This window comes from Pseudomonas shirazensis, from assembly GCF_014268785.2.
Classification (GTDB): Bacteria; Pseudomonadota; Gammaproteobacteria; order Pseudomonadales; family Pseudomonadaceae; genus Aquipseudomonas; species Aquipseudomonas shirazensis.
On the sequence record NZ_JABWRD020000001.1, the window covers coordinates 2,175,469 to 2,187,480 of the forward strand.

Sequence of the window (12,012 nt, forward strand, 5' to 3'; positions counted from 1 at the left end):
GTCACTGGCGCAGTGAGTGCGGCCATGGTGCAAGCCAGGGCCACACAAGTACAGTCATGTGCATTGATAGTGACTATCGAAAGCGCACAGGTGTTCGATCAGGTCAGCGCGGTCATTACCGCCGCTTGATAGGCCGGCCGCGCCTTGAGGCGCTCATACCAGGCCTGCAGATGGGGCAACTCAGGGCGCTCGATGGGCATCTCGAACCAGGCGTAGGCGAAACAGCCCAGGGGAATGTCACCCATGCCGATCTGCTCGCCGGACAAGTACGGTTGCCTGGCCAAGGTCTCATCGGCGATCGTCAGCAGGTTGCCACAGGTCTTTAGCGCGGCGTTGATAGCCACCCAGTCGCGTTGCTCCTCGGGCGTGCGCAGGATGCCCCAGAACAGCGGCCGGAACGGCGTGGCCAGGGCTGACGTGGTCCAGTCCATCCATTTATCCGCCAGCGCTCGCTGGCGCGGGTCTTCCAGATACCAGCCCTGCTCGCGGCCGTACTCGGCGCACAGGTAGCGGACGATGGTGTTGGACTCCCACAGCACCAGGTCGTCATCTTCGAGCATCGGCACCAGGCCGTTAGGGTTGCGCGCGCGATACTCGGGGTCGTTGACCACACCAAAGGCGCCGCCAGCATCGATGGCCTGGAACTCCAGCCCGAGCTCGTGGGCAATCCACAGTGCCTTGCGCACATTGCTCGAATTTTTACGGCCCCAGATCTTCAGCATGGCAAGCTCCCTGTGTATGCAATAGACGCATCAGTCTACTCCAGCCGAGCACGCTTATGGGCGGGTGTTGTCGTATCACAGTCGTTCACGACACATGCGTTGACATCAACCTGGCGAACTCCCAAGGTCATGTCCTGTCACTGAACAGACGAGGCCGTTCGGCAGATGCCGGCTAAGCTCTGTGGGGTCGGCCCAAGCCCAAGCTTCCAAGGAGGAAGACCTATGTTGCTGTTGTGGTTGGTGGTGCTGCTGATTGGTGCGGCATATCTCACGCACCGGCGCTTGCCGCCTTTGCAGATCATCGGCATCGTTGCCGCCTATACCTTGCTGATGGGAATCTTCAGCAGTGCACCGGGCTGGTTACTGGTGCTGATCTGGCTACCGCTGGCGGCGATCACCGCCCTGCTGGTGCTGCCTGACTGGCGGCGCAAGGTGTTTACCGGGCGCGTGTTCAGCTGGTTTCAGAAAACCCTGCCGCCGATGTCGCAGACCGAGCGCGAAGCGATCGACGCCGGCACGGTGTGGTGGGACGGCCAGCTGTTCAGCGGGCAACCGAACTGGAACACGCTGCTCGACTACCCCGCACCGAAGCTCACAGAAGAAGAACAGGCGTTCATCGACGGCCCGACCAACGAGCTGTGCGCGCTGGTCAGCGACTGGCAGATCGGCCAGGACCTCGACCTGCCGCCTGCGGCCTGGGCGCATATCAAGGCGCATGGCTTCTTCGCCCTGATCATCCCCAAGGAATACGGCGGCAAAGGCTTCTCGGCCTATGCCCATTCCCAGGTCGCGATGAAACTGGCCACCCGCAGCGGCGACCTGGCCTCGACGGTGATGGTGCCCAACTCGCTCGGCCCGGCCGAACTGCTGCTGCACTACGGCACCGACGAACAACGCAACCATTACCTGCCGCGGCTGGCGCGCGGTGACGAGATCCCCTGCTTCGCCCTGACCGGCCCACTGGCCGGCTCCGATGCTGGCGCCATGCCCGACACCGGCATCATCTGCAAGGGTGACTGGCAAGGCGAACAAGTGCTCGGCCTGCGCTTGAACTGGGAAAAGCGCTACATCACCCTCGGCCCCGTCGCCACCCTGCTCGGCCTGGCCTTCAAGGCCTATGACCCGGAGCATTTGCTCGGCGACCGAGAAGAACTGGGCATCAGCCTGGCCCTGATCCCGACCGACACCCCCGGCGTCGATATCGGCAAACGCCACCTGCCACTGGGCGCCGCCTTCATGAACGGCCCCAACAGCGGCAAGGACGTCTTTATCCCCTTGAGCTACCTGATCGGTGGCCAGGAAATGCTCGGCAAGGGCTGGATGATGCTGATGAACTGCCTGTCGGTAGGCCGCTCGATTTCGCTGCCTGCGGTCGGCACTGGCGCCGCCAAGTACACCAGTCTGGTGACTGGCCAGTACGCTCGCGTACGCGAACAGTTCAACGTGCCGCTGGCGGCGTTTGAAGGCATTCAGGAATCGCTGGCACGCATTGGCGGCAACGCCTGGCTGATGGACAGCGCCCGCCTGCTGACGGCCAAGGCTGTCGACCTCGGCGAGAAACCCTCGGTATTGTCGGCGATCCTCAAGTACCACCTCACCGAACGTGGCCGCGAGTGCATCCAGCACGCCATGGACGTGCATGGTGGCAAAGGCATCATCATGGGCCCGAACAACTACCTGGGCCGCAACTGGCAAGGCGCGCCGATCTTCATCACCGTCGAAGGCGCCAACATCCTTTCGCGCAACCTGATGATCTTTGGCCAGGGCGCGATCCGCTGTCATCCGTTCGTGCTCAAGGAAATGGCCCTGGCCGGCCGCGAAGACCGCGACCAGGCGCTCAAAGAGTTCGATGCGCTGCTGCTCAAACACATCGGCTTCGCCGTCGGCAACGCCGCCAGCACGCTGGTACTTGGGCTTGGTCTGGGCCGCTTCGAGCGCGTCCCCGGCGATGCCCTCAGCCAAGGCTACTTCCGCGCCCTCAACCGCCAGGCCGCAGCCTTTGCCCTGCTTGCCGACCTGTCGATGATGCTGCTGGGCGGCGCGCTGAAACGCCGTGAACGGCTCAGTGCACGCCTGGGCGATGTGCTCAGCTACCTCTACCTCGCCTCCGCCGCACTCAAGCGCTACCACGATCAAGGCTCGCCTGAATACCTGCAGCCGCTGCTGCGCTGGGCCATGGAAGAAAGCCTGGGCAAGGCCGAGCACGCACTGGACAGCCTGCTCGACAACTTCCCCAACCGCTTCGTCGGCTGCGCCCTGCGTGTACTGGTATTCCCATTCGGTCGCCAGCACACAGGCCCAAGCGATCAGCTCGACGCCGAAGTTGCCGAGTTGATCGGCCGCGGCAAGGGCGACCCAGCTCTGGAAGAGCTGCTCGCCGGTTGCTACCGCCCGGATAGCCAAGGTGACCCGGTCGCCGCCCTGCAGCATGCCTGTGACCTGCTCGACGACGCCGCACCGCTGCACAAAACCCTGCATCAAGCGATCAAGCAGGGCAAGGTCGCGCCAGCGCCTGGTAAATCAGTGATCGATGCAGCGGTCACTGCCGGCGTGCTGCAGCCTGACGAAGGGCAACGCCTGCACGCCGCTGAAGCAGCGCGACGGGTGGTGATCGACGTTGACGCCTTCGACAAAGAGCAACTGCTGCCAACTGCCGAAAAAGTGCGTTAAGGGCAACGGGGCCCAGCGTCGTGCTTCGGCACGGCGCTGGGTCGCCTGAGGCGGCATTCAGGCGTATACTCCGCGCCCCGTTTCAGCCAACCCCGAGGAATCTGCTCATGGCCAACACCCACCTGGAGTATCACCTGCAACTGCTCCAACATCTGCGCACCATCCTGGTGGCCCTGGGCGAAGCCGAGCAAGTGCCGGATGAAAGCCACGCGCTGTTTCTCGAGCGCTTCGACGAGCTGCTGACCCTGCTGCCGCAAGATCCACTGGAAAGCCAGTACCTGGGCCAGGACCTGCTCTGCCAGGTTATCCAGCGCTACCCGCAAATCGCCCACCTCGTCCCCCGCGACCTGCTGTGGTTCTTCGCCGGCGACTGCCTGCACTTCATGCCTGATGACGAGCTGGATTTGTATCAGGCACTGGAAGAGCGGCGCTTCGAGGCAGAAGAGAACGATGAGCCGTTTGATTGGCACATGGAGAAGCGCCTGCTTAGCCAGGCGGCGCCGGGGGATACGCAGCACTGATAGCCCCACGTGCGGCCTTGCTGACTCCAGTCTCATACAAATAGAGCAGTGATTTCTCACTGCTCTACTCCCCTTGCTACTAATACTTTCTTACCGTATCAACGGCACCCTTGTCGCACTCGATGGCATGAAGACTGCCTGCGGTGCCAGCCTGATTGCCAGTGCCAGCCACGGCTCCGTGCATCGTTGAAGTACCGTTCACGCAACAGGCCTAAATCGCAGCCAAAAAAAAACGCCACTTCAAACGAAGTGGCGTTTTCAAATTGGAGCGGGAAACGAGACTCGAACTCGCGACCCCGACCTTGGCAAGGTCGTGCTCTACCAACTGAGCTATTCCCGCGGGGTGAAGCAAACTGCTGATGGTGTGAAGCAGCACGAAGCCCTTCACCACCCTGTACCGTCATGAACGCCACAGCTTTTAAACTGGAGCGGGAAACGAGACTCGAACTCGCGACCCCGACCTTGGCAAGGTCGTGCTCTACCAACTGAGCTATTCCCGCAAATGGCGTCCCCTAGGGGACTCGAACCCCTGTTACCGCCGTGAAAGGGCGGTGTCCTAGGCCACTAGACGAAGGGGACAATGCCGACGCTTTGCAGCGTACCAGGTACAAACCCTGGATTTCTTTTTTCGAGCCCTGCCGTGAGGCAAAACCCTGAAAACTGGAGCGGGAAACGAGACTCGAACTCGCGACCCCGACCTTGGCAAGGTCGTGCTCTACCAACTGAGCTATTCCCGCAATGGCGTCCCCTAGGGGACTCGAACCCCTGTTACCGCCGTGAAAGGGCGGTGTCCTAGGCCACTAGACGAAGGGGACACGCTACATCTTCACTATTTCTTACTACCTGCTGCGTGTCGCGGTTAGCTTTCCGCTGCAAGTGGCGCGCATTCTAGGGATGCAGTGGAAAGCCGTCAACCCCTTTGTATAAATTTATTTAAATCAATGACTTCGCGGATAGATGGGCGGCTATAGAAGCAGCGCTCGGGGATTGGCGTTGATTTTTTGACAGCAGCCCGGCAAGCTCGCAGCAAAGTGCCACTAGCGATCAGCTGCGCTGCAGTTTTTGCCGTGCAGGCCGACACAGGATACAGGCATCGTGCCTGGCGTCCGCCAAGCTGCACTGTTCGCCCTCCAGCGAACTCACTACACTCATTGCAGCAAAACTTATTCATGAGGCGTTAACGGTGACACCACTTCTGATCACTCTGCTCATCGTTGCCGGCATTGCCCTGCTGATCGTCATCGGCTACCTCAACAATGTGGTCGAGAACAGCAAGCTCGAACGCGCACGGCTGAAAATCGAGCTGGCCGAGCGTGCACGCCGCTGCGGCGAAATCAACGAGACGTTCCCCGGGCAGCTGATGAGCCCGGCGCTGAAGCTGTTGATGACGCGCCTGGAACACAACGTCACGCAGCGCCAGCTGGCGGTGGACAAGAACAGCGCCCCCCTGAAAGCGCGCCTGGCCGAGCTGGAAGGTTTGATTGCGCTGGGCGACAAGCTGCCGGTGAACAACCCACCGAGCCCGATCCAGACCGAAGTCAAAGCCAAGGATGTGCGTTTCCTGCTGGAAGCACTGCACAATCAGATCGTGCGTGCCACCCAGGAAGGCTTCCTGGCCAGCAACGAGGGCAAGTACTGGGTCAAGGAAATCCGCCATATCCTGGTGCTGCTGCACATCGAGTTCTTCAACAACCTCGGCCAGCAGGCGCTCCAGCAAAATCAGCCTGGTCAGGCGCGGTTGGCCTTCGAGCGCGGCGTGCAGTACCTGCGCAAGCAGCAGGAGCCCAAGCAGTATGAAGAGCAGTTGACCTACCTGGAGAAGCTGCTGGCCCGCGCCAACGCTATGGTGCTGGACCAGATGGAGCCTGCCGAGAGCGACAACAATGAGTTGACCGAAGGCCTCAAGACCGACGAGGAAGAGACTTGGAAGAAAAAGGTCATCTACGACTGATTGGCATGCTGCATCGGTTGCAACACAGCACAAGGGGCCTGATCAGGCCCCTTGTCGTTTTCAGCAGTCGGTCAATTCCAGAAAGATCGCCGCCAATCGCTCCAGCCCCATCTGATCGGCCTCACTGAAACGCGCAAGCCTGGGACTGTCGAGGTCGAGCACGCCAATCAGCCTGCCCTCCTTCACCAGCGGAATCACCAGTTCGCTCTGCGATGCACTGTCACAGGCGATATGCCCGGGAAACGCGTGCACGTCTTCCACCCGCTGGGTCTGCCGGCTAGCTGCAGCCGCACCGCACACGCCCTTGCCGAAGGGAATGCGCACGCAGGCCACCTGCCCCTGGAATGGGCCAAGTACCAGCTCTTCGTCACGGTTGATATAGAAGCCGGCCCAGTTCAGGTCATCCAGCTGGCTGTACAGGAATGCCGAGAACTGCGCGGCATTGGCGATGAAGTCGCGCTCGTCGGCAAACAGCGCCTGCGCTTGCGCGGCCAGCAGGTGGTAGCCGTCCAGGCCTGCGCCACTGGCATTGAGGTCGATCATTTCAGTTTTGCTCCAGCAATTGCAGGCCGACCCAATAACGGGCGAACTGATAGGCACAGCGGCCGTTACGATTACCGCGTCCGGTGGCCCAGCGCACGGCGAGAATTTCCAGGGCTTCGTCGCGCTGCCATTGCAACCCGGCGGTACTGGCCAGTTGGCCGATCCAGTGCTCGACCACATCGAGGAAGTGCTCCTGGGTGAACGGGTAGAACGACAGCCACAGGCCGAAGCGGTCAGACAAGGCGATCTTGTCCTCCACCGCCTCGTTGGGGTGCAGCTCGCCGTCAACCATCTTCCAGTTTTCGTTGTCGCTCTGCTTCTCCGGCACCAGGTGGCGGCGGTTGGAGGTGGCGTACAGCAGGACGTTGTCCGGCGCCTGCTCCAGCGAGCCATCGAGCACGCTCTTGAGCACGCGGTAGTCGCCCTCGCCTGCTTCAAACGAGAGGTCATCGCAAAACAGCACGAAGCGTTGCTTGAGCTTGCTCAACTGCTCGACCACCCGCGGCAAGTCGGCCAGGTGATCGCGCTCGATCTCGATCAAGCGCAGACCGGCGCCGGCGTGCTCGGCGAGCAAAGCGCGCACCAGCGACGACTTGCCGGTGCCACGCGAGCCCCACAGCAGAGCGTGGTTGGCCGGCAGGCCGTTGATGAATTGATGGGTGTTGCGGCCGAGTTGATCGCGCTGCTTGTCGACCCCGATCAGGTCGGACAGACGCATGTCCAGGCTGACTTCCAGCGGCATCAGGTAGCCGCTGCGGCCATCGCGCTGCCAACGGGCAGCCAGGGTGGTGTCCCAGTCGATCTGCGGGCGCAGCGCGGGCAGCAGCGGTTCGAGCCGGGCGAGCACCGATTCGGCGCGCTCGAGAAAGGCGGTGAGGCGGGGGTCCATGGTGACTCCTGGTTAAAACGGATTCAGGGAAAGGCTGAATGTTTGACAGACCCACCAGCTGCCGAGATTGATCGGCTATGCTTGCGCAGCGCAGGAGCGCGAAACCGGCTTGGGATCCATGGATATAAAGTTCACCAATCGTCTGTCTTACAAGCAAGCCCGGCTGACTGTCCTGGTCGGCTTCATACTGGGAACATTGCTCAGTCTCATCCAGATCGGTATCGATTATGCCAGCGAAGACGCGTCTATCAACCGCGAAGTGCAGGCATTGCTGCAAATCAGCCACAACCCCGCCTCGCGCATCGCCTACAACATCGACACCGAGCTTGCCCAGGAACTGACCGGCGGCCTGCTGCAATCGCCGGCGGTGATCCGCGCGCGGCTGATCGACAACAACGACACGGTGCTGGCCGATGTGCAGCGCCCGCGCCTGGAAGACCGCTACCGGCTCCTGAGCGACTTTCTGTTCGGCGAGCAACGCCAGTTTCAGGAGCGCCTGCACCTGGCGCAGATGCCCAAGGACTACCTCGGCACGCTGTACCTGGACGTCGACACTTACACCTTTGGTGGGCGCTTTCTCGAGCGCGCATGGGTGACCCTGCTCAACGGCTTTACCCGCAGCCTGGTGCTGACCGGCATCCTCCTCGGGCTGTTCTACATGATGCTGACCAAGCCACTGGTGACGGTGATTGCCGCGTTGAGCAACAGCGACCCGCGCCAGCCCCAGCAGACCCGGGTGGATTGCCCGCCCGGGCACGAGTCGGACGAAATCGGCGTACTGGTCAAGGTGGCCAATCGGCAGTTCGTCAGCATGGCCACCGAGATCCAGCAGCGTCGCGCCGCGGAAAACCGCCTGACCGACTACCTCAACGAACTGGAGGACCGCGTCTCGGCCCGCACCAACGAGCTCAAGGCAAGCAACGATCGCCTCAGCCAGACCAACCAGGACCTTGAAGAAGCACGCCGCCGCGCCCTGGAAATGGCCCAGGCCCGTGCGGCGTTCCTGGCCAACATGAGCCACGAGATCCGCACCCCGCTGAACGGCATGCTGGGCATGATCTCGCTGGCCCTGGACAGCGGCCTGCCGGCCGAGCAGCGCCAACAGCTGTCGATCGCCCATGATTCGGGCAAGGTGCTGGTCGAGCTGCTCAACGATATCCTCGACCTGTCCAAATTCGACGCCGGCCAGCTGGAGCTGGAGCGCATCCCGTTCGACCTCGGCGCGATGGTCGAAGACACCGCCAACCTGCTGTCGCAGAACGCCGCGGCCAACGTCGAGCTGACCTGCCTGATAGCCAGCCAGTTTCCCAGTACCGTGCTCGGCGACCCCACGCGGGTGCGCCAGATCGTCAGCAATCTGCTGTCCAATGCGCTCAAGTTCACCCGCTTTGGCCGTGTCGATGTGCGCCTGTCGCCAATTGTCGGCGGCGTACGCCTGGAAGTCTGCGACACCGGCATCGGCATCCCCGAAGAGGCCCAGGCACGGATCTTTCAACCGTTCACCCAGGCCGGTGCCGGCATCACCCGCCAGTACGGCGGCACCGGCCTGGGCCTGGCCCTGACGCGCAACCTGTGCAAAGCCATGCAAGGCCACCTGCATATCCAGTCAGCCGCAGGCTTTGGCAGCCGTTTCAGCGCCGACCTGCCGCTGCTGACCCACACCGAAGCGATTCCCGCCGCGCCGCTGCGTGGACGCGTGGTGGCCCTGAGCAAGGCCGGCAGTGGCCTGGCCGAGCTGCTGAGCAGCAACTTGCCTGGCTGGGGCATGGACTATCAACAGCACGAAAGCGCCAGCACGCTGCAGCCAGGCGCCTTCGAGCTGTTGATCACCGATGACCTCGAGCAACTGCTCGCGCTGCGCCCGCAATTCGCTGCGCCGATTCTGCTGGTCACAGCCTACGGCAACTTCCTCCCCTCCGAGCGCGCCGGCGAGCTGGCTCCGCTGGTGCAGCTGGCTCGGCCATTGGCACGCAACGCGCTCTACCAGGCGCTGCGGCGGATGCTCCAGGGCGAACAGGCCAACACCGCCCCCGTGCAGGCTTCGCCCAACGCCCTCCAGCACCGCGCACGAGTGCTGCTGGTCGAAGACAATCCAGTCAATCAACTAGTGGCCAAGGGCATGCTGGGCAAGCTCGGCTGCCAGGTGCTGGTCGCCAGCCAAGGTGCCGAGGCACTGGAAATGCTCGACCGGGAAACCGTCGACATGGTCCTGATGGACTGCAACATGCCGGTCATGGACGGTTACGAAGCCAGCCGGCGGATTCGTCAGAGCGGACGTTGGCAACAATTACCCATCGTCGCCCTGACCGCCAATGCCATGCCGGAAGAGCGCGAGCGCTGCCGCGCCGCCGGCATGGATGACTACCTGGCCAAGCCGTTTCGCCGCGAAGACCTGCTCGCCCTGATCGAACACTGGGTGCCGCTCAACGGTTGAGCAGTTTCTCCACCGCAGCATGCAACGCCTGCGGTTTGGTGGTCGGAGCAAAGCGGGTGACCTTGCCGCTGACCGGGTCGAGCAGGAACTTGGTGAAGTTCCACTTGACCTTCTCGGTGCCAAGCAGGCCCGGCGCGCGTTTTTTCAGCTCGACGAACAGCGGATGAGTGCCTGGGCCGTTGACGTCGATCTTGCGCATCAACGGGAAGCTGACGCCAAAGCGTGCTTCGCAGAACGAGGCGATTTCGCGGGCATCGCCGGGCTCCTGCTTGCCGAACTGATTGCAGGGAAAGCCCAGCACCACCAGGCCCTGCCCGCGATAGTCGCGCCATAGCTGTTCCAGGCCCTGATACTGCGGGGTGAAGCCGCACTGGCTGGCGGTGTTCACCACCAGCAGCGCCTTGCCGGCGAAGTCGCCGAGCAGCTTGTGCTCGCCGCTCAAGGTCACGCAGGGGATGTTCAGCAAAGAATCGTCCATGGTCGCTCTCCGGTCAGTCACGCGGCTTGAAGTCCAGGCACACCGAGTTGATGCAGTAGCGCAGCCCAGTCGGTGGTGGGCCGTCAGGGAACACATGGCCCAAGTGCGCATCGCACTGGGCGCAGGTGACTTCGGTACGGATCATGCCGTGGGTCGTGTCACGGATTTCGATCATCGCGCTGTCGGCAATCGGCGCATAGAAGCTTGGCCAGCCACAGCCGGAATCGAACTTGGTGGTCGAGTCGAACAGGTCAGCGTTGCAACAGATGCAGGTGTACACACCGTCGGCCTTGTGGCTGTTGTACTTGCCGCTGAACGGGCGCTCGGTGCCTTTCAGGCGACACACCTGATACTGCTCGGGGTCGAGCATGGCGCGCCATTCATCCAGGGTTTTGTCGATCTTTTGCATGTTGTCACCTCGGCAGGCTGAATTTCACCTCGCACCGGCTTTTCCACGGCGCGGGTGGCACGTATATTAGTTGGCTTCGTGCGCAAGGCTCCAAGTCTGGCACCCGCGCCGCGCCCTTACAAACCTTTCGACGGCGACGCGTCCGCGACTTCTCAATCGGGATCACATCATGCAGTTCAGCAAATCGAACAAGCTCGCCAATGTCTGCTACGACATTCGCGGCCCTGTGCTCAAGCACGCCAAACGCCTGGAAGAGGAAGGCCACCGCATCCTCAAGCTGAACATCGGCAACCCGGCGCCGTTTGGCTTCGAGGCGCCGGATGAAATCCTTCAGGACGTGATCCGCAATCTGCCGACCGCCCAGGGCTACAGCGACTCCAAAGGCCTGTTCAGCGCGCGCAAGGCAGTCATGCAGTACTGCCAGCAAAAAGAAATCGAAGGCGTCACCATCGAGGACATCTACCTTGGCAACGGCGTCTCCGAGCTGATCGTGATGTCGATGCAGGCGTTGCTCAACAATGGCGACGAAGTGCTCATCCCGGCACCGGACTACCCGCTGTGGACCGCCGCAGTAAGCCTGGCCGGCGGCAATCCGGTGCATTACCTGTGCGACGAGCAGGCCGACTGGTTCCCGGACCTGGCCGACATCAAGGCCAAGATCACCCCCAATACCAAGGCGCTGGTGATCATCAACCCGAACAACCCTACCGGCGCGGTGTACTCCAAAGAGATGCTGCTGGGCATGCTCGAACTGGCTCGCCAGCACAACCTGGTGGTGTTCTCCGATGAGATCTACGACAAGATCCTCTACGACGAAGCCGTGCACATAAGCACCGCCGCGCTCGCCCCGGACCTGCTCTGCCTGACCTTCAACGGCCTGTCCAAGTCGTACCGGGTGGCGGGCTTCCGCTCCGGCTGGCTGATCATCTCCGGGCCCAAGCACAACGCCCAGAGCTACATCGAAGGCATCGACATGCTGGCCAACATGCGCCTGTGCGCCAACGTGCCGGCCCAGCATGCGATCCAGACCGCCCTGGGTGGTTACCAGAGCATCAATGACTTGATCCTGCCGCCAGGCCGCCTGCTCGAGCAGCGCAACCGGACCTACGAGCTGCTCAACGACATCCCGGGTGTCAGCTGCGTCAAGCCGATGGGCGCGCTGTATGCGTTCCCGCGGATCGACCCGAAGGTCTGCCCTATCCTCAACGACGAGAAGTTTGCCCTCGACCTGCTGCTCTCCGAGAAGCTGCTGATCGTCCAGGGCACTGCGTTCAACTGGCCGTGGCCGGACCACTTCCGGGTGGTTACGCTGCCGCGCGTGGATGACCTGGAGCAGGCCATCGGCCGCATCGGCAACTTCCTGCGCACCTACCAGCAGTGATCCAGCCTTGAGCA

Annotated in this window: 9 protein-coding genes, 5 tRNA genes and 1 pseudogene; 5 read left to right on the plus strand and 10 right to left on the minus strand. The window is 62.2% G+C overall.

All coding sequences use genetic code 11. The features are described 5' to 3' along the window. Positions 1-98: 98 nt before the first annotated feature. Positions 99-722 (minus strand): glutathione S-transferase, encoded by a 624-nt coding sequence (locus HU736_RS09950; RefSeq protein ID WP_186700095.1) that lies wholly within the window; start codon positions 720-722, stop codon positions 99-101. 222 nt (positions 723-944) lie between these two features. Between HU736_RS09950 and HU736_RS09955 the strand changes: the two genes are divergently transcribed. Both HU736_RS09955 and HU736_RS09960 read left to right on the plus strand, forming a co-directional pair. Beyond that, complete coding sequence (locus HU736_RS09955) at positions 945-3,392, plus strand: acyl-CoA dehydrogenase (RefSeq protein ID WP_186700092.1); 2,448 nt, start codon at positions 945-947, stop codon at positions 3,390-3,392. Between the two features lie 107 nt (positions 3,393-3,499). Then, positions 3,500-3,913: a PA2817 family protein gene (locus HU736_RS09960; RefSeq protein ID WP_186700090.1), complete on the plus strand. Its 414-nt coding sequence runs from the start codon at positions 3,500-3,502 to the stop codon at positions 3,911-3,913. A 264-nt stretch (positions 3,914-4,177) separates the two neighbouring features. Here HU736_RS09960 and HU736_RS09965 read toward each other — a convergent pair. The 5 genes from HU736_RS09965 to HU736_RS09985 form a co-directional block, all read right to left on the minus strand. Next, positions 4,178-4,253: transfer RNA gene (locus HU736_RS09965), tRNA-Gly, on the minus strand. 84 nt (positions 4,254-4,337) lie between these two features. Continuing rightward, positions 4,338-4,413: transfer RNA gene (locus tag HU736_RS09970), tRNA-Gly, on the minus strand. 3 nt (positions 4,414-4,416) lie between these two features. Then, a tRNA-Glu gene (locus tag HU736_RS09975) sits at positions 4,417-4,492 on the minus strand. A gap of 82 nt (positions 4,493-4,574) precedes the next feature. Further along, positions 4,575-4,650 (minus strand) — tRNA-Gly (locus tag HU736_RS09980). Positions 4,651-4,652: 2 nt separating this feature from the next. Further along, positions 4,653-4,728, minus strand: a tRNA-Glu gene (locus HU736_RS09985). Between the two features lie 368 nt (positions 4,729-5,096). Here HU736_RS09985 and HU736_RS09990 point away from each other — a divergent pair. Next, positions 5,097-5,864, plus strand: a complete 768-nt coding sequence (locus tag HU736_RS09990) for a hypothetical protein (RefSeq protein ID WP_103438140.1) — start codon at positions 5,097-5,099, stop codon at positions 5,862-5,864. A 60-nt stretch (positions 5,865-5,924) separates the two neighbouring features. Here the strand turns inward: HU736_RS09990 and HU736_RS09995 are convergent, their stop codons facing one another. Together HU736_RS09995 and HU736_RS10000 are read right to left on the minus strand one after the other, a co-directional pair. Further along, complete coding sequence (locus tag HU736_RS09995; RefSeq protein WP_103438141.1) at positions 5,925-6,407, minus strand: GAF domain-containing protein; 483 nt, start codon at positions 6,405-6,407, stop codon at positions 5,925-5,927. 1 nt (position 6,408) lies between these two features. Beyond that, on the minus strand, positions 6,409-7,296 hold the full coding sequence (locus tag HU736_RS10000; protein ID WP_103438142.1) for an ATP-binding protein: 888 nt from the start codon (positions 7,294-7,296) through the stop codon (positions 6,409-6,411). Between the two features lie 77 nt (positions 7,297-7,373). Here HU736_RS10000 and HU736_RS10005 point away from each other — a divergent pair. After that, positions 7,374-9,730 (plus strand): annotated as a pseudogene (locus HU736_RS10005) (response regulator). Here HU736_RS10005 and HU736_RS10010 read toward each other — a convergent pair. Together HU736_RS10010 and msrB are read right to left on the minus strand one after the other, a co-directional pair. Continuing rightward, on the minus strand, positions 9,720-10,208 hold the full coding sequence (locus HU736_RS10010; protein ID WP_186700086.1) for a glutathione peroxidase: 489 nt from the start codon (positions 10,206-10,208) through the stop codon (positions 9,720-9,722). The pseudogene HU736_RS10005 and the gene HU736_RS10010 sit on opposite strands and share 11 nt — an antisense overlap. Before the next feature lie 13 nt (positions 10,209-10,221). Continuing rightward, complete coding sequence (msrB, locus tag HU736_RS10015) at positions 10,222-10,617, minus strand: peptide-methionine (R)-S-oxide reductase MsrB (protein ID WP_101321551.1); 396 nt, start codon at positions 10,615-10,617, stop codon at positions 10,222-10,224. 169 nt (positions 10,618-10,786) lie between these two features. Between msrB and HU736_RS10020 the strand changes: the two genes are divergently transcribed. Continuing rightward, positions 10,787-11,998 carry a pyridoxal phosphate-dependent aminotransferase gene (locus HU736_RS10020; protein ID WP_101321553.1) on the plus strand — a complete coding sequence of 404 codons (1,212 nt, stop codon included), beginning with the start codon at positions 10,787-10,789 and terminating at the stop codon, positions 11,996-11,998. Positions 11,999-12,012: the final 14 nt, after the last annotated feature.

What these genes read in the sequence shown, in the direction of transcription:
- HU736_RS10000 (WP_103438142.1), bottom strand. Translation starts at nt 7,296, where the DNA reads ATGGACCCCCGCCTCACCGCCTTTCTCGAGCGCGCCGAATCGGTGCTC.
- HU736_RS10010 (WP_186700086.1), bottom strand. Translation starts at nt 10,208, where the DNA reads ATGGACGATTCTTTGCTGAACATCCCCTGCGTGACCTTGAGCGGCGAG.
- HU736_RS09950 (WP_186700095.1), bottom strand. Translation starts at nt 722, where the DNA reads ATGCTGAAGATCTGGGGCCGTAAAAATTCGAGCAATGTGCGCAAGGCA.
- msrB (WP_101321551.1), bottom strand. Translation starts at nt 10,617, where the DNA reads ATGCAAAAGATCGACAAAACCCTGGATGAATGGCGCGCCATGCTCGAC.
- HU736_RS09955 (WP_186700092.1), top strand. Translation starts at nt 945, where the DNA reads ATGTTGCTGTTGTGGTTGGTGGTGCTGCTGATTGGTGCGGCATATCTC.
- HU736_RS09995 (WP_103438141.1), bottom strand. Translation starts at nt 6,407, where the DNA reads ATGATCGACCTCAATGCCAGTGGCGCAGGCCTGGACGGCTACCACCTG.
- HU736_RS10020 (WP_101321553.1), top strand. Translation starts at nt 10,787, where the DNA reads ATGCAGTTCAGCAAATCGAACAAGCTCGCCAATGTCTGCTACGACATT.
- HU736_RS09960 (WP_186700090.1), top strand. Translation starts at nt 3,500, where the DNA reads ATGGCCAACACCCACCTGGAGTATCACCTGCAACTGCTCCAACATCTG.